This window comes from Burkholderia sp. 28_3 (assembly GCF_003253915.1).
In the GTDB taxonomy this organism is placed as follows: domain Bacteria; phylum Pseudomonadota; class Gammaproteobacteria; order Burkholderiales; family Burkholderiaceae; genus Burkholderia; species Burkholderia cenocepacia.
Window position 1 is genome coordinate 641,743 of the sequence record NZ_QKZF01000002.1, and the last position, 15,932, is coordinate 657,674.

At 58.2% G+C, this 15,932-nt stretch carries 14 protein-coding genes and 2 tRNA genes; 10 read left to right on the plus strand and 6 right to left on the minus strand.

What is annotated here, in order from left to right; translation table 11 throughout:
* Positions 1-63 precede the first annotated feature (63 nt).
* The 4 genes from pgsA to DFS13_RS07795 all read left to right on the plus strand — a co-directional run bounded on the left by pgsA (position 64) and on the right by DFS13_RS07795 (position 3,165).
* On the plus strand, positions 64-651 hold the full coding sequence (gene pgsA / locus DFS13_RS07780) for a CDP-diacylglycerol--glycerol-3-phosphate 3-phosphatidyltransferase (protein WP_006482193.1): 588 nt from the start codon (positions 64-66) through the stop codon (positions 649-651).
* 141 nt (positions 652-792) lie between these two features.
* Positions 793-868 (plus strand) — tRNA-Gly (locus tag DFS13_RS07785).
* Positions 869-919: 51 nt separating this feature from the next.
* Positions 920-995: transfer RNA gene (locus DFS13_RS07790), tRNA-Gly, on the plus strand.
* 226 nt (positions 996-1,221) lie between these two features.
* The gene (locus DFS13_RS07795; protein WP_009459572.1) at positions 1,222-3,165 is read left to right on the plus strand and encodes an integrase arm-type DNA-binding domain-containing protein; all 1,944 of its coding nucleotides are present in this window, start codon (positions 1,222-1,224) and stop codon (positions 3,163-3,165) included.
* 37 nt (positions 3,166-3,202) lie between these two features.
* Here the strand turns inward: DFS13_RS07795 and DFS13_RS07800 are convergent, their stop codons facing one another.
* Both DFS13_RS07800 and DFS13_RS07805 read right to left on the minus strand, forming a co-directional pair.
* A complete protein-coding gene (locus DFS13_RS07800) occupies positions 3,203-4,171 on the minus strand; it encodes a Dyp-type peroxidase (RefSeq protein ID WP_009459580.1) in 969 nt (322 codons plus the stop codon).
* A gap of 118 nt (positions 4,172-4,289) precedes the next feature.
* Positions 4,290-4,943: a substrate-binding domain-containing protein gene (locus DFS13_RS07805; protein ID WP_019726377.1), complete on the minus strand. Its 654-nt coding sequence runs from the start codon at positions 4,941-4,943 to the stop codon at positions 4,290-4,292.
* 119 nt (positions 4,944-5,062) lie between these two features.
* Here DFS13_RS07805 and DFS13_RS07810 point away from each other — a divergent pair, with 119 nt between their 5' ends.
* Positions 5,063-5,356, plus strand: coding sequence for a helix-turn-helix domain-containing protein (locus tag DFS13_RS07810; RefSeq protein WP_009459591.1), 294 nt, complete (start codon positions 5,063-5,065; stop codon positions 5,354-5,356).
* A gap of 22 nt (positions 5,357-5,378) precedes the next feature.
* On the opposite strand, the gene DFS13_RS07815 is transcribed toward DFS13_RS07810, so the two are convergent.
* The 3 genes from DFS13_RS07815 to DFS13_RS07825 form a co-directional block, all read right to left on the minus strand.
* Positions 5,379-6,269 (minus strand): LysR family transcriptional regulator, encoded by an 891-nt coding sequence (locus DFS13_RS07815; protein ID WP_019726376.1) that lies wholly within the window; start codon positions 6,267-6,269, stop codon positions 5,379-5,381.
* 503 nt (positions 6,270-6,772) lie between these two features.
* Positions 6,773-7,939: a glutathione-independent formaldehyde dehydrogenase gene (locus DFS13_RS07820; protein ID WP_223656181.1), complete on the minus strand. Its 1,167-nt coding sequence runs from the start codon at positions 7,937-7,939 to the stop codon at positions 6,773-6,775.
* 514 nt (positions 7,940-8,453) lie between these two features.
* On the minus strand, positions 8,454-9,395 hold the full coding sequence (locus DFS13_RS07825) for a LysR family transcriptional regulator (protein WP_009459599.1): 942 nt from the start codon (positions 9,393-9,395) through the stop codon (positions 8,454-8,456).
* Between the two features lie 492 nt (positions 9,396-9,887).
* Here DFS13_RS07825 and DFS13_RS07830 point away from each other — a divergent pair, with 492 nt between their 5' ends.
* Entirely contained in the window at positions 9,888-10,319 is a 432-nt protein-coding gene (locus tag DFS13_RS07830) for a DUF488 family protein (protein WP_009459601.1), read from the plus strand.
* A gap of 374 nt (positions 10,320-10,693) precedes the next feature.
* A complete protein-coding gene (gene uvrB, locus DFS13_RS07835; RefSeq protein WP_009459603.1) occupies positions 10,694-12,670 on the plus strand; it encodes an excinuclease ABC subunit UvrB in 1,977 nt (658 codons plus the stop codon).
* Between the two features lie 150 nt (positions 12,671-12,820).
* Here uvrB and DFS13_RS07840 read toward each other — a convergent pair whose 3' ends face one another.
* On the minus strand, positions 12,821-13,726 hold the full coding sequence (locus DFS13_RS07840; protein WP_009459605.1) for a LysR family transcriptional regulator: 906 nt from the start codon (positions 13,724-13,726) through the stop codon (positions 12,821-12,823).
* A 154-nt stretch (positions 13,727-13,880) separates the two neighbouring features.
* On the opposite strand from DFS13_RS07840, the gene DFS13_RS07845 reads away from it, so the two are divergent.
* The 3 genes from DFS13_RS07845 to DFS13_RS07855 are packed head-to-tail and all read left to right on the plus strand — an operon-like array spanning position 13,881 to position 15,785.
* Positions 13,881-14,288, plus strand: coding sequence for a ketosteroid isomerase-related protein (locus DFS13_RS07845; protein ID WP_009459611.1), 408 nt, complete (start codon positions 13,881-13,883; stop codon positions 14,286-14,288).
* A 1-nt stretch (position 14,289) separates the two neighbouring features.
* Positions 14,290-14,898: a GNAT family acetyltransferase gene (locus DFS13_RS07850; protein ID WP_009459619.1), complete on the plus strand. Its 609-nt coding sequence runs from the start codon at positions 14,290-14,292 to the stop codon at positions 14,896-14,898.
* Positions 14,895-15,785, plus strand: coding sequence for a carbon-nitrogen hydrolase family protein (locus tag DFS13_RS07855; protein ID WP_009459621.1), 891 nt, complete (start codon positions 14,895-14,897; stop codon positions 15,783-15,785). The genes DFS13_RS07850 and DFS13_RS07855 overlap by 4 nt, the downstream gene beginning before the upstream one ends.
* The last annotated feature ends 147 nt before the right edge of the window (positions 15,786-15,932 follow it).

The window sequence follows — 15,932 nt, forward strand, 5'->3', positions numbered from 1 at the left end:
AGCGTTCTTGTGGCAGGCCGGTCGACACGGCACAATTGCGAATCCTTTACTGTCCCGCATGCCATGCCGTTCAATTTCCCGATTTTCCTGACGTGGGTACGGATCGTGCTGATTCCGCTCGTCGTCGGCGTGTTCTATCTGCCGGACACGGTGATGGGCGGCGCGCACCGCAATCTCGCGGCGGCGGCGATCTTCATCCTCGCCGCGCTGACCGACTGGTTCGACGGCTTCCTCGCGCGCAAGTGGAACCAGACGTCGTCGTTCGGCGCGTTCCTCGACCCGGTCGCGGACAAGCTGATGGTGACGGCCGCGCTGCTGATCCTCGTGCAGATTTCGCGGGTCGACGCGGCGATCGCGCTGGTGATCGTCGGTCGCGAGATCGCGATTTCGGCGCTGCGCGAGTGGATGGCCCAGATCGGCGCGTCGAAGAGCGTGGCGGTGAACCAGCTCGGCAAGTTCAAGACCGCGTGCCAGATGGTCGCGATTCCGATGCTGCTGTTCTACGGGCCGCTGCCGCTGGGGATCGTGACGATCGACACGCGCGTGTGGGGCGAGTGGCTGATGTATCTGGCCGCGGTGTTGACCATCTGGTCGATGCTGTACTACATGAAACTCGCATGGCCGCAGATTCGCGAGCGTGGCGGCGCCTGACCCGCATCGCCTGTGCGGCGGCGGTTTTTGTAAAAAGGGCTGGAAAAGCCCTTGACACACGAATGTGCCTTCGACATAATCTCGCTTCTCCGCTGCACGACGAAGTAAGTGTGTGACGGGGAAGCAGGAGCGTAGCAATACGCGGGAGTAGCTCAGTTGGTAGAGCGCAACCTTGCCAAGGTTGAGGTCGCGAGTTCGAGACTCGTCTCCCGCTCCAGATTTTTTCTGGCAGCGCGTGGTACGGCAAAGCGCTGCAGGGCAGGACAATGCGGGAGTAGCTCAGTTGGTAGAGCGCAACCTTGCCAAGGTTGAGGTCGCGAGTTCGAGACTCGTCTCCCGCTCCAAATTTTGATCCACAGACTTCTACTGGGGTCTGTAGGTCATTGAAAAAAGGAGCTTCGGCTCCTTTTTTCATTCCAGCGAGTGCCACGGAAATCCACCCACAGCTACCGTTTTTGAGTGACCAAATAAGGCACAAGAATACGGGTGGGGCGGCTACCGGATAGTTGCTGGGGCTGAGCGGGAACCATGACGAGCATAGGGCCTAAGTCATTACTTAGGAGTCTCGAAATGGCGCTCTCTGATCTGACCGTCCGGCAGGCGAAGACCACCGGAAAACGCTACACCCTCTCCGACAACGACTGCCTGGGCCTGATGGTCTCAGCCGCAGGCGGCAAGTCATGGCAATTCCGCTACTACTGGCTGGGCAAGCAAAAGCGCCTGTGCCTGGGCGGCTATCCTGCCCTCAGCCTGCGTGAAGCCCGGACCGAGCGAGACAAGGCCCAGGCCCTGCTTGCCAGGGGGATCGATCCCCAGGTCGAGCGCGACCAGAAACGGCACGCGGCCAAGCTGGCGGGCGAATACACCTTCAAGACCGTCTTCGATGCTTGGGTCGAGCATCGCCGTAAGGAACTCAAGGAAGGCCGTCAGAGCACGCTTTCCCAGATCCTGCGCATCTTTAACAAAGACGTGCTGCCCACTCTGGGGAAGATGTCGATCTATGACATTCGCCGCCCTCAGCTTCTGGGCGTCCTGGCGGCGATCGAGAAGCGCAAGGCGTTCACTACTGCGGAAAAGGTCCGCACCTGGTTCAACCAGATGTTCCGTTATGCCCTGGTCATCGCCGAGGGGCTGGAGGTCAACCCGGCCGCAGACCTGGACGTGGTAGCCGAACCCAAGCCCCCGGTAGCCCACAACCCCTACTTGCACCTGCCCGAGATGCCCGAGTTCCTCCAGAAGCTCCGGCTCTACAACCCCCGTGGCTGGCAGACCCAGCTTGGCGTCCGGCTGCTGTTCCTGACCGGGGTGCGCACCGGCGAACTGCGGTTGGCCGAACCCGAACAGTTCGACCTCGACAGGGGCTTGTGGATCATCCCGCCGCAGATCGTCAAGCAGCTCCAGGATGAAATGCGCAAGGCAGGGAAGCGGCCGCAGGATGTGCCCCCCTATATCGTGCCGCTATCCCTGCAGGCCATCGAGATCGTGCGCTATCTTCTGGGGGTGATGCGGCCGGCGCAGAGGTACCTGCTGTCACACCGCAGCGAACTCAAGAAGCGCATCAGCGAGAACACCCTCAACAAGGCCGTGCAGCTCATGGGCTATGAGGGGCGCCTGACCGGCCACGGCATCCGCGGCACCATCTCGACGGCGCTCAACGAGATTGGCTACCCGAAGATTTGGGTGGACGCGCAGCTTTCCCATTCCGACCCCAATAAGGTGAGTTCGTCCTACAACCACGCCAAGTACGTTGAGCCGCGCCGTCGGATGATGCAGGACTGGGCCGATCGGCTCGACCTGCTCGAACAGGGCGAAGTGGAAGCCGCGAGCGCGCACCTGACCATCCGTATCGACGGGGTGCCGGCAATGGCAGAAGTGGAGGAAACGATGGATGCGACCCTCACGATGGCCGAGCCCACTCCTCCCGGCGTCCCGCCCGTCGTGGCCACGCCTATTGTCGTAACCCCGAGCAGCGGCGGGATCACGTTCCAGCGGCTGTCTCAGGTGCCGCCGCCTCCGACGCATGCCCCAGAGCCGGAAGTGTCCGCGATCCAGCGCGAGCGCGAGGAAATGCTGACCATCTACGAGTCTCCAAGCAGCTTGCCGGTCCCGCTGTTCGGCAAGCTGGCTGGAAAGTCCAAGGACCAGATCAACCGCGAACTGAAAGCGGGCAAGTTGCTGTCCATCAGTTTGGGTAATCGGGGGCAGCGTGTTCCCGATTGGCAACTGGTGCCGCTCAAGCACAAGCTGGCCCAGGTGCTCATGAACCAGTGCCTGCACGCGGATTCGTGGGATCTGTACCGCATGCTGACCCAGCCGCACCCTGACCTGGGGGACCGCGCGGCCATTGATGCGGTCACGCCGACCAACGTGCCGGCGATCATCCGGGTCATCATGGGCGACTACCAGCACCATGCGGATATGCCCGAGGCCATTGCCCCTTACCCCATCCCCGAGGATGTGCGGCAAAGCGTTCGTCGGCTGGTGGATAGCGCAGTAGTTCTAGACGGAGCATAGGGCTCTCAAACCTTGCAGGGGCCTTGTGGCCCCTGCATTACGCTTGCACCGCCTCCACGAGTTCGCTCAGCGTGCGCGGTGCGGGAGCGAAGAACACGGCGCCGGTGTGCGCCGTCGAGAAATCGAGCAGGCGGTCGTGCATGCCTGGCGGATCGCCGAGGAACATGCGCTCCAGCATCTTCTGCGTCACCCACAGATGCCTGGAGTAGCCGATGAAGTAGGTGCCATATTCGCCCTGGCCGGGGCGGCCGAAGGGCATGTTGTCGCGCAGGATGTCGTGCTCGGTGCCGTCGTCGTCCACGATTGTGGCGAGGGTCTTGTGCGATTTCTGGCCGCTCGTCGCGTCGGGCAATTCGACATTGCTGACGATCTCCCGGCCGATGATCCGCTCTTGCTCGTCCTTGGCGAGCCGAGCCCACGGCTGCATTTGGTGCAGATACTTCTGCACCACCAAGTAGCTACCGCCGGCGAACGCCTGATCTTCACTGCCGACCAGCGTCGAGGCGCCGATGTCGTGCCCGGTCGGGTTGGCCGTGCCATCGACAAAGCCAAGCAGGTCGCGGGAGTCGAAGTAGCGAAAACCGACCACCTCGTCGGCCACCGTCACGCTGCTGCCCAGTTGGTCCAGCAGCAGGCGCTCGAATTCAAAACAGAGATCCTCACGTTCGGCACGGATGTGAAAGAACAGGTCGCCGGGCGTGGCAGGCGCGGTGTGCTTGGCACCCTCGATGGGCACGAAGGGCCGTAGTTCCTTCGGGCGCTTCCCGGTCTGGAAACGGTCCCATAGCGCCGATCCCAGCGCAGTGATGCACGACAGCCGGCCGTTGAGATCGCGGAAGCCCACCGTTTTGATCAGGTCGTCCAGCCCGTCCAAGATGCCGGCGACCGCCTGAAGGGCCTCGTGGCCCTCGGCGACCGTCAACGTGAGAAACACCGCCGCGCGCGACAGCGGCGCATCGATGCTTTGCGAGTCAATTGGTACTCGGTCCCAACCACTTCCAACCATTCGTGCCTCCAAAGACCATGTTAATTCATCATATTGCCAAAGATGGAAGCGCTATCACTGGCGCGCTAACAGGTGCGTGCCGCGGTAATTACCCGAACGCAGCCTCGGCGAGAGCGGGCTATGGGATATTCGAGCAAGCCGCCCTATCCCTGGCAACCAGCATTGCCCTGTGCTCGAACCGCTCAGAAACAGCATTGGCTCGTCCGTGGGGCCGCTGCAGGTATGTCACGATCTCGTAGGGGCCGTCTGAAAGCGGTCGCATAGTGATCCCCCACGCATGGGCACGCTCCATGCGCGATTGCGCCGAGAGCCCCACACCGTAGCCAGCGGTGACCCAAAGCGCCATCATCTCGAACGAAGTCACATGCTGCACGCTCTGTTGGCTCAACGGAAGGGAAGACAGTCGCTGATCGAGCAGTAGGCATGCCTCCGCCGGCCAGCGAAACACCGGATAGTCCAGAAGCTCGGCAAGCGTGATCTTCGCCTGGGCAAGTAAGGGGGACCCCAGCGGCATTGCAACGGCCACGTTCTCGACCCAGAGCGGCTGGCTTTTCACGGCTGGAGCACCAGCGTTCCGAAGCGAGATTCCGGCGTCGTAGCGGCCTTCCTCAAGGCCCGTCATCAGGTCGTCGCCCGAGGTCTCAAAGAACGCGATGGTGACTTCAGGCTCCTCTGCGCGCTGAAGGGCAAGAAGCGTTATGAGGCAAGAGGATGGCACTCCAGGTGCGATAGCAAGCCTGAAATGGGAAAACTGGCTGGTGGCGTCATGCATGAGGGCCCCCAATAAGCGATCTGTCCAGAAAGGCAAACCAGCGTCGCAGTAAAGAGTGAAGTTTAACGTCGTTATCTTTAACGTGGTTAATTGTGGCAGATTGTTTGACGCTTCTGCTAATGCAGAAATCAACAATTCAGCCAGGCCGTCCTTCTGGCACATCGACGTATGAATCCGAGTCGGCGTTAGCCTTCGGACAGGCCGTGCGCGCTGCGCGCGTCGCTCAAGGAGTCGCGCAAGACGAGTTCGCATCTCGGGCAAGCATTTCGCGTTCTCACATGGGTAAGATCGAGCGTGGTGAGCACGTGCCCACGCTTCCGCTCATACTGAAAATTTCTACGGCACTCGGAATAAGCGCGGCTGACCTGATGACGGCGACCGAACGCAATCTGCGTGCCGACACCGATCCCTGAGTGTCTGGCTTGCCAGGCTCCGTCAACCGTCCGATGAGTCGCGTAGGCGAACGACAAATCGCTCTACCGAAGCCGATAAATTGCTGCCGTCGGGCCGAAGCAGGTAGGTCGTGATCACGGCAGAATCCATCGCCAAGGGGCGGATCACCACATCCGGCCGTTGAGAGATGGGAATCTTGGTCGCCGTCATGAAGCCGATGCCGTAGCCGGCGCCGACCAAGGTGAGCATCATGTCCAGTGAGGATACTTCCTCGACAACATTCAGCTTGTGCTCCAACGTGTTGAGCAGCCGCTTGAGTTCGCGGCAATAACCCTCGCATACCTGCGGGTCGCACAGGACAAGTGGATGGCCTTGGAGTTCTTGAAGTGGCACCTCCTTGTAGGTGAGCAATGAGTGCCGAGCTGGCACAGCAATCACCAGCGGGTCGTGCCAGATTGCCTCGGCAGCGATACCGTCGCCGACATCGGCCGTGTGCGCGAACCCGATCATGAAGTCGCCCGAGCGCAAACCGCGCACTTGCTCTGCCAGAGGCACTTCTGACAAGCGTATTTCGATCTCCGGCTCCTCGGCGCGACAACGAGCCAGAAATGCCGACAGTCGTGGATCGATAGCTCCATCTGATACTGCGATGCGCAGGCTACCGCGCAAGCCCGATGCCACAGCCTTGGCATTTTCACGAGCCTGTTCCAGCACAGTGAATAGACGGCGTACATCTTGCAAGAAGACCGCACCCGCCGCCGTCAGAACTGTTCCTCGTCGGTTTCGGTCGAAGAGCACTACGCCCAACTCGTCCTCAAGTTCCTTGATGGCTCGTGATAGCGGTGGTTGTTCGATATGCAAGCGCTCAGCCGCCCGCGTGAAATGTAGCTCCTCAGCAAGAACTACGAAGCAGCGAAGATGGCGCAGCTCCATAGGCCACCCTCCCGTTCCGACTTATCCAACACTGTGCTATCTCCCTATAGAAGTGACTGCCATTTCGGCGGCGGCGAGTTCGGCCACGTCTTTGGAAACTTCTGGCTAAATGAGCCAGGGCTGGGCTGATCGTGCGATGGCCCGAGGCCGGCACAACACCAGGCGAGACTGATCAAGTCCGTGGGGTGGTCAGGATCAGGCGAAGGCTATGTTCAGCCACGCACATCAATGGATGCCGCGCATCTTCTCCGTCCGACCCTTGACCGATTGCGAACCAGGCGCTCGAACACGCCTGCGGTTGATCATCACCTGCGGATTGCTGAGGTTCTGCTCCTGGCCCGAGCCAAGGCAAGCACCCCGTCAAAATCACAACGCCTTGGGGCAGCAGACAAATGCCGGCGAAAATATTCGCCGGCTTCAGTTGCTGGCCGGAGACTAGAGGAGCCAGAATGTCTCTCACCAGAAAGTGTGAGACATCCTGATGCGTAGCCCGCGCCGGATACTTACTGCCGCACTGAACCATGCGGGTCGATGACGTACTTGTATGCAGAACCCGCGTCGAACTCTTTGTACGCGGCGGGCGCGTCTTCGAGCTTGATGAACTTAGTGTTCATCATCGGCGAAAGGTAAGGCATGCGATCGTTCAGTATCGCCCGCATTAACGCGTGGTTGTAATTGGCCGTCGGGGATTGACCAGCCGACATTCGCGGCGACTTGATCCAGGCGTTGGACCATTCCAGATCCATATGGCCTTTCTTGGCTTTCGGGTCTTTCGAGATCGGGTTTGCGCAGTACACACCGACCGTGCTGGTCATTCCGCCGAAGCGGACATATTTGAGCATTGCGTTGGTAACAGCGCTCTCCACGATCTTGTCAGCCTCCGCGCCAAACCCGCGGCAGTCCACACCAACATAGTCGATGACGCGATCCACCTCCCTGTGCCCGGTAATGCGTTCGAGATGTTCCTCGATCGGCACGCCGTCGGAAAGGTTGATGGTTTCCACGCCGTGTGGCTTGAGAAGGTCCAGCCGCTCTTGAATGTAATCGGCAACGATGATGGCGCCTGCACCCAGAAGTCTGGCGCAGGCGGCACCCGCTCTGCCGACCGGCCCGGCACCGAAGATCAGGATGTTTTCGCCGACGACGTAGGCCGGTGCGGCTGGCCAATCAGGGCCAGCGAACCCATGGAAAGCTGTGGGTAGTACGTCAGAGAGAAGGGTCAGGTCGCGGATCTTTTCCATGGCGGCATCCTTGTCAGGAAAGCGCAGGAGATTGAAATCCGCATACGGTACGAAGAGATAATCACCTTGGCCCCCCGTCCAGCCACCGAGGTTGAACCCGTAGGCTCCGCAGTCGATTTCGGGGTTGGTGTTCTCGCATACATCGGAGCGCATATGCTTGCAGTTGTAGCAACGCCCACAACCCACATTGAAGGGGACGGAAACGATGTCGCCCTTCTTCACGACTTCGACGTCTGATCCCACTTCGATCACTTCGCCGGTCATTTCATGGCCCATGGTCATTCCCTTGGGAACAGCAAACGAACCGCGATAAATGTGAAGGTCGCTGCCACAGATATTTGTGGTAACTATTTTGAGGATAGCGCCGTGGGGTGCACTTTTCCCTTGAGGGGTTATCAGCTCTGGAAATTTGAAGGTGTTGACCTTCATTTCCAAGGGCTTCTCGAAAGTCACGATTCGGTTACCGGTCGGAGTCATTTCGTCACCTCTGTGCGTTAATGTTTCCATCTTCTAAATCGAAGTGGGAAACGAGACTTACCGCTGTCAAGAAGAACGATCGTGGTACTGCCTAGCCGTTGGCCGCGTCTCCTTCTGCGGTCTTGACAGCATCGGATCAAGCTCAGAAGTGGTCAAACTGGAATAATCTATGTGCAGATAGACACGATCTATCTACACGGGCTCGTCGAGCCGTGCTCGTCTCCTAGCTGGGAGAGGACAACGATCATCACTACATCGCGCCTCCTAGCTTGATCTAGGAATAGTCAGCTTGACCCAGCGAGACATGAGGAGGCCGCATGCAGCAGGTACTCCTGTCGCCCGTGTTGCCCCTAGACCTGGTGGCCTTCGATGGGTTGCTCAGCACGTGGCGCCTGTTAGCGGCGCACACGGCGTGCCTGCCATCTTTGCCTGGTTGAAGCAATACAGCGTTGCTCTTCGAGACTCGCTATTTCAAGGGGCTTTGGGATGAGTCTGCTTTGGGCTGGAACCGACGATGGATCGATATAACGGATTGAAGAGCGGCGGCCAGTTCTGGGGTGTGCACCATTTCGAGCAATGCGTGCGATGACGGTGCCTCGAACGCATTTTTCCCAGCAACGAATCCGACATTTGAGTGTGACATTGGTCCACTGATACCGATTGCGTGGAGATTCGGAATGTGTGCGAGTTGGCCGGCGAGAGATTGCGGAAGAACTGCCGAATATTTTCCTGTCGCCACGTGTGCCGATAGCACGTCAATTGAATCAGTGCGAATAGTCTGTGCGGTACATTGCGTCAGTCTATCTTGAATGGATTCAGGTACTGCCGAGTTCAGCAGGCACAGTTGTCTATTAAGAACATGGTCCCACGTTGTGCTTCGGGGTTGCTGTGTTCTAGCGGCGTGAAAAAGGAAAATGCGTTCACGGTACAGAAGGTGAGTATCGAAGTCTTCCCCTGGAATATCCTCCAAATGCATGAGTGCGATATCCAGATTGTTTTCTCGAATCGCCTGCAGCAGGGAAGAAGCGCCGGAGACCAGAATTGATTGTTGAAGTAAAGGTGTTTTTTCGGCAAGGGCGATGCTTAATGTGGGTGCTACGCCGGCAGTTCCTGGGAGTATCCCTAGCCGGAATTTCCCCTCTATACCCCGCCGTAGTGCGGAGATTTCTCGCTCCAGTCCTTTGCAGTCGTCATACATCTGCTGAGCCCAAGACAGTACGCGCATTCCTTCAGAAGTGAGCCCGTCGTAGCGTCGGCCATGACGCACGATCTCGACACCCATGTCTTCCTCCAATTGCTTGATGCCCGCGGAGAGTGTCGGCTGAGAAACATTGCAGCTTTTTGCCGCGTTGCCAAAATGGCCTTCACGGTGCAAAGCAAGCAAGTATTCAAAGTTTCTTACGATCATAGATTTTCTTCTGATAGAGTTGATTGAATTTTATACTTTTATGAAAAAACCTGTGCACGCTTCGATCTGCGTTCAACCTTGATCACGCAGGTGGCACGCATGAAAGGCTGTTGTGCGCAGTGCCCATTCAGTAGGCTCGGCTCGTCATCGGCGGCCAGCACCACAACGCACGGGACAGCCAATAGCGCGAACACAGGTGCTTCGCGCTGTAGGGCGAGTCGTCCTCATGTAGCTTAGCAGTTGGCGCGTTCTGGAAGGGAAGAAGCGGGAGTGGTGAAGCACGCAACCGCAAAAGGCGGTGCTAAGCTCTTGAGCTGCTCGGGTCGTGGCCGCGAGTCGTTGAAGCGGCCAGAGAATGGAGCCTGCCGTGGCCGTTGTGGAGTAGCTAGTACGCCATGCCCCCGGCGTTTCCTTGGCTGCGATTGACGGGCGTACCTGGCGGCAGATCAATAACAGCCATTTATGGATGAAGGAACGAGTGGAGTAAGGCAGATGAAGATATTCACGATTGGATTCACTAAGACCTCCGCGCGATCCTTCTTCACCAAATTAGGTGATTCTGGTGCCAAACGCCTAGTCGATGTTCGTCTGAATAATGTTTCGCAATTGGCCGGCTTCGCAAAGCGCGAGGATCTTCGGTATTTTTCCGAGGCGTTGTGTGGGATGGAATATGAGCACCTGCCAGCACTTGCTCCAACCAAGGACATGTTCGAGGCATATAAAATAAAAGGGGGAGATTGGGATATCTACGCGAGGAAGTTTCTGGATTTAATGTCGTCCCGAAAGATTGAGTCAATCGATAAAGAAAAGATTGATAACAGTTGCCTGCTTTGCAGCGAAGACAAGCCCCATCACTGCCATCGGAGGCTAGTGGCCGAGTACCTTGCAGGCAAATGGCCGAATGTTGAGATCGTGCATCTTTAGCAGGTGACGTAGCTCCACGCCTCCGGCGTCTCGTCTTGATGGCTGAGAGAGGCAAAGGCGCGCATCGGCGGGAGCCGCCGCCACACATGGGGCGTACAGAGCAATCTCGCCCGCCACGACTCGATGTCGGCGCTGAACGAGGCGAGTAGCTCCAGGTGCATTGGCAGACGGGCCGCTGGCTGACGTCGTGGCGCTCGGCGGATATGCACTGGGAAGCCCGCCCGTGTGTTGGGCTATCATGTTGGCGACGCCTACGCCCAGGTGGGGCGTGGCAGGATCGCCGTCATTTACACCCCAGTTTGGTACTGCTATAGGTCTTCCGAAATAGCCGATACATCAGGACAAATTGAAGTAGCTCAATTAGGAGATATCTAATGTCAACCGGTACGTTCATTCTGCACTCCAGCTATACGCCGGCGGGGGACCAGCCAGAGGCGATAGCGCGCCTGCTATCGGACATAGAAGAAGGTGCGACACACCAGACGCTGAAGGGTATCACCGGCTCTGGTAAGACCTTTACGATGGCCAATGTGATTCATCGTCTGAAGCGGCCCACGTTGATCTTGGCTCCTAACAAGACATTGACCGCGCAGCTTTATGGTGAAATGAAGCACTTCTTTCCTGAGAATGCTGTCGAGTACTTCGTTTCCTACTACGATTATTTTCAGCCCGAGATTTATATGCCGGGCACCGATCGTTTCATTCCAAAGGACTCGGCCATCAACGATCACCTTGAGCGCCTACGCCTGTCCACGACCAAATCCTTGATTGAGCGCCGCGATGTGATCGTCGTCGCTTCGGTGTCTTCAATCTACGGCCTGGGTGACCCGGAGGCGTACCGAGCGTTGCAGATCGCTCTGTCCCCTGGGGTCAAACTAAACCAGAGAGAGCTGATTCGTCGTTTGGCTCTGCTGCAATATGATCGCACTGAGCGCACTCTCAAACGTGCAACGTTTCGCGCTCAAGGTGATGTGATCGATATCTTTCCTGCTGATTCCGAGCATAGGGCAGTTCGGGTGGAACTGCTGGATGACTCTGTTGCGTCTGTTCAATGGCTAGACCCTGTTACAGGTAAAACGCTTGGGGCAATTGACCATTACTTGGTTTCGCCAAAGACGCTTTTTGCACCGCCCACGAATAAAATAGATTCCGCGTCCAAGAAGATACTCGCTGATATGGAAGAGCGGGTTGCCGAGCTGAACAGGAATAATCGCTTGGTCGAGGCAAACAGGCTGTACGAGCGGATCACGCATGACGTGGAGATGATGCGCGAGGTAGGCTATTGTTCGGGCATGGAAAATTATTCCTGCTACTTCAGCGAACGGGACCCGGCCTCGCCTCCGATCACATTGCTGGATTACCTGCCGAAAGATGGGCTTCTGTTCGTCGATGAATCCCACGTCATGGTGCCACAGATATCCGCAATGTACCGGGGGGATCAGGCGCGCAAGGAGACGTTGATAGATTACGGGTTCCGCTTGCCTTCGTCTAAGAACAATCGCCCGTTGAACTTTGGTGAATTTGAGAAGGTCAAGCCTCAGACCATCTTTGTTTCCGCTACTCCGGGAGACTACGAGCTGAGGGTGTCGAAAGACAGGGTTGTCGAACAAGTTATCAGACCAACGGGACTGCTTGATCCCAAGGTTGAGGTGCGGAAAGCGGACGGATACATAGATGACCTGCTTGCCGAAATATCGAAGTGCGTGAAGAAGAAAAATCGCGTGCTCGTGACTACGCTGACGAAGGTCAGTGCAGAAGAGCTAACGGATTTCTTGACGGACAACGGGATTCGAGCGCGCTACATGCATTCGGACATAAAAGCGGAGGATCGTGTTGAGATCATCAATGGCCTGCGCGCAGGAGAGTTCGATGTTTTGATTGGGATTAGTCTTTTGCGCGAAGGGCTGGATATTCCAGAGGCATCATTGGTTGCTATTCTCGATGCAGACCGTGCAGGATTCTTGCGTTCGGCCCATGCTCTCATTCAGATGATAGGTCGAGTCGCTCGGAATGAAAACGGCAAGGCGATCTTGTACGCCGACGCGGTGACTCCGGCGATGAAACAGGCGATCGATGAAACCAATAGGCGCAGGCAGCTTCAAATTGCCTTTAACGAGGAAAATGGGATTTCTCCGGCCTCGTCTGTGCGAAAACTAGCAGGAGAAGAGACGAATACGGAGGAGCCCACCGTTCACTCCGAGGCTTTCTGCGAGAATTTGTCCGACCTTTGCGATCAGATCACTGCCAAGGAACAGCAGCTACTCGAATTTACCGATACCGGTGACGAGCAGCGCGTCGAAGATATTCGTCGTCAGTTGGATGGTTTGTACCGGCAATTCATTTACATCTAATCGTTTGCCGGCATAGGGTTGCATGGCCGACCGATCTGCACCTGGCGCAAGCGGGCAGACGGTCGGCTCATCATTCAACCGGAGGGGCGAGCCGCCAAGGCTCAGTGCCCCGCTTTCCAGGGCGTGTGCCTTTCAGTGTCTTGCGACGTGTCAGCGCAAAGCTGGCAACGATCCAACGGCGACCAGCATTTCATCAAATACCGCTCGAACCCTTCCCGGAATGGGGCCACGCTGAGGCCGATAGACGTACAACCCCCATGCCGGAGGTTCTTCGCTCTCCAACACTCGCACGAGCTTCCCGCTGGCAATGTAGGGGGCGGCCATGTAGTCCGCCAGTTGCGCGAACGCGATCCCGGCCAGCGCCGCTCCCATTTCCATGTCGGCATTGTCGGCGACGAGAGTGGGTGCGGCAGGTGTCCACTGGCGTCCCGCCTTGAAGTGCCAAGGCCAGGGACGGCCGGTATTGATATCCAAGGCCACGGTAGCTGGCAGGCTGCTTAGCGCATCGATGTTTTCAGGTACGCCCACTTTCTTGATCAGGCGCGGAGCGGCAACGATCGGAAGTTTCATGTCGGCTGCCTTGCGTGCGACGAAGCGGCTATCACGCATGAATCCGACCCTGATTCCGACGTCAATCCCTTCGTCAACCGTATTGCTGATGCGATCGGACAGGCGCACATCCAGCGTGATGTCGGGATGACGCGCGGCCACGCGCTCCAGTGCCGGCAGCACCGCTCTGGTGCCCAAGCTGTGCGGTGCGGTGATGCGAACCGTACCGGACAGGGATGCCTGCTGGTCGGAGCCAGGCGTTCGCCACAGATCCTCGAACCGCTCCAATGCCGGGCGCACCTGGTCTAACAGCCCTTCGCCGAAGGCGGTGATGCGCACCTGGCGCGTGCTTCGATGAAACAACACCTCGCCGTAGTGTTGCTCCAGTTGCTGGATGGCACGGGTGACACCTTGCGGAGAAGTCCCCAGCCGGACGGCTGCATCGCGAAAACTGCTGCTTTCGGCCGCCACCCGAAAGATGCGCAGTAGTTCCATTTCCTTGTTCATGACGCACGCCTCATGGTCGGTTTCGCCGCTCGTTAATTGTTCCAGATGGTGGAATTATAAAATCGCAACAATTCCATATACAAGGGAGGCGCGGTTGCCCAGACTGACAGCACCCCGGAATGCTCCGCTCCGAACAACCCAACAAGGAACGCGAATGAACGCTGCGACTCTCATCACTGCCTACTACGACGCCTTCAACCGCGGTGACCGCGAGGCCATGCTGTCAATGTTGACCGATGACGTCGCGCACGATTTGAACCAGGGCGCTCGTGAGGTCGGTCGCGAAGCCTTCCGCGCCTTCCTGCAGCGCATGGACCGCTGCTATGGCGAGCAACTCCGCGGGATCGTGGTGATGGTCAGCGCCGACGGCCTGCGCGCAGGCGCGGAGTACGTGGTGCATGGCGAATACAAGGTGACGGACGACGGGCTGCCGGACGCCCAGGGCCAGCGCTACGTGCTGCCGGGTGGCGCGTTCTTCGAGATCCGCGATGGCAAGATCGCTCGTGTCACCAACTACTACAACCTCGGCGACTGGATCGCACAGGTCGGAGGGGACGCCTGAAATGACCAGCGACGTGCAGGTGCTGGTTCGTCGTGGGCCGGACATTGCCGAATGGTTCGACACCGTGGCACATCTGCGGGCGAAGGTCTTCCGCAGCTTTCCATACCTGTACGAGGGCGACATCGAATACGAGAAGCACTACCTTTCCATGTACGCCCGTTCGGCAGACAGCCTGTTGGTGCTCGTGCTCGCTGATGACGTGGTTGTGGGTGCGTCCACGGGGTTGCCGCTCGGCGATACGGAGCCGGCCTTCCAGGTACCGTTCGCCGATCGAGGAATCCCGATGGAGGCAGTGTTTTACTGCGGCGAATCAGTCCTGCTCCCAGCCTTTCGGGGCCTTGGCCTGGGCCATCGCTTCTTTGACGAACGCGAAGCGCATGCCCGTTCGTTGGGCGGCATGCAGTGGACATCGTTCGCGTCGGTGGATCGAGCAGACGACGATCCCCGGCGTCCTTCCAACTACCGCAGTAATGATGCCTTCTGGACCCGTCGTGGCTACGTGCGACAGTCGGACATGAAGGTTACGCTGCCCTGGAAGGAGGTGGGTGAGCCGACCGAAACCGAGCAGACGCTCACGATGTGGCTGCACTCTCTGGAGAACGCGAAGTGAAAGTAGCAGTTGCGAAATATGCAGTGGGTAAGCCGACGGACTTCGAGGCATTTGCTGCGCGGCAGCGACTGGTTCTGGAGGAGGCGCGCCGTGGCGGAGCGGAACTGGCCGTGTTGCCCGAGTATCTATCCCTCGAACTGGCTGCAACGTTCAAGCCTAGCATCCGCCGTGATTTCAACGCCTCTCTGGCCGCGCTGCAGGCCTTGCAGCCTGCTTGGCTGGCACTGTATGCCGACCTGTCGCGCGAGTTGTGCATGACCATTCAGGCCGGTACGTTTTTGACCCAGGTTGGTTTGGACCGCTACCGCAACCGAGCTTGGTGGTTTGCGCCTGACGGTACACGCGACTACCAGGACAAACTGCAGTTGACGGGGTTCGAGAAGGACACCGGCGTCATCGAAGGTGGCGACGAACTCAAGGTGTTCGACCTGAACGGTGTGCGTGCCGGCATCGCTGTTTGCTATGACAGTGAGTTTCCATTGCCCGTGCGAGCCCAGAGAGAGGCGGGAGTGCGCCTGCTGCTGGTCCCGAGCTGTACCGACACCCAAGCAGGTGCAACCCGGGTCCGTGTGGGCTGCATGGCGCGGGCGCTGGAGAACCGAATGTTCATCGCGCAGGCCGTGACGACCGGAGCTGCTGACTGGAGTCCGGCGTTGGACACGAACACTGGCGAGGCCACGATCTATGCACCAATGGATCGTGGATTCCCGGATGATGGCATTCTCGCGACGACTTGCGGCACGCAGACATGGGCGATCGGTGATCTTGACGTTGAAGCACTCGAACGAAACCAGGAACAGGCCCAGGTTGCGGTCGATCGTGACTGGGACGGCCAGATGTTGCCTGCACTGCGGAAGGCTCGGTATTCGGGTCGTCAGGTCGCCTAGCCGGTCTCATCTTGTTAGCTTCAGTTCGATGAGTCGGCTTAGATAGGCCACGTCTATCTGCGCATAGATTTTTCCAGTTTGACCAGTTTTGAACTTGCCCCGATGCTGTCGATACATGCAAGAAATATTCATTAATTTGAATGTTTT

Bases quoted from the DNA above. Each gene is read 5' to 3' on its own strand.
- DFS13_RS07815 (WP_019726376.1), bottom strand. From the start codon at position 6,269: ATGGAGCTGCGCCATCTTCGCTGCTTCGTAGTTCTTGCTGAGGAGCTA.
- uvrB (WP_009459603.1), top strand. From the start codon at position 10,694: ATGTCAACCGGTACGTTCATTCTGCACTCCAGCTATACGCCGGCGGGG.
- DFS13_RS07795 (WP_009459572.1), top strand. From the start codon at position 1,222: ATGGCGCTCTCTGATCTGACCGTCCGGCAGGCGAAGACCACCGGAAAA.
- DFS13_RS07810 (WP_009459591.1), top strand. From the start codon at position 5,063: ATGCAGAAATCAACAATTCAGCCAGGCCGTCCTTCTGGCACATCGACG.
- DFS13_RS07820 (WP_223656181.1), bottom strand. From the start codon at position 7,939: ATGAAGGTCAACACCTTCAAATTTCCAGAGCTGATAACCCCTCAAGGG.
- DFS13_RS07845 (WP_009459611.1), top strand. From the start codon at position 13,881: ATGAACGCTGCGACTCTCATCACTGCCTACTACGACGCCTTCAACCGC.
- pgsA (WP_006482193.1), top strand. From the start codon at position 64: ATGCCGTTCAATTTCCCGATTTTCCTGACGTGGGTACGGATCGTGCTG.
- DFS13_RS07825 (WP_009459599.1), bottom strand. From the start codon at position 9,395: ATGATCGTAAGAAACTTTGAATACTTGCTTGCTTTGCACCGTGAAGGC.
- DFS13_RS07800 (WP_009459580.1), bottom strand. From the start codon at position 4,171: ATGGTTGGAAGTGGTTGGGACCGAGTACCAATTGACTCGCAAAGCATC.
- DFS13_RS07830 (WP_009459601.1), top strand. From the start codon at position 9,888: ATGAAGATATTCACGATTGGATTCACTAAGACCTCCGCGCGATCCTTC.
- DFS13_RS07850 (WP_009459619.1), top strand. From the start codon at position 14,290: ATGACCAGCGACGTGCAGGTGCTGGTTCGTCGTGGGCCGGACATTGCC.
- DFS13_RS07805 (WP_019726377.1), bottom strand. From the start codon at position 4,943: ATGCATGACGCCACCAGCCAGTTTTCCCATTTCAGGCTTGCTATCGCA.
- DFS13_RS07840 (WP_009459605.1), bottom strand. From the start codon at position 13,726: ATGAACAAGGAAATGGAACTACTGCGCATCTTTCGGGTGGCGGCCGAA.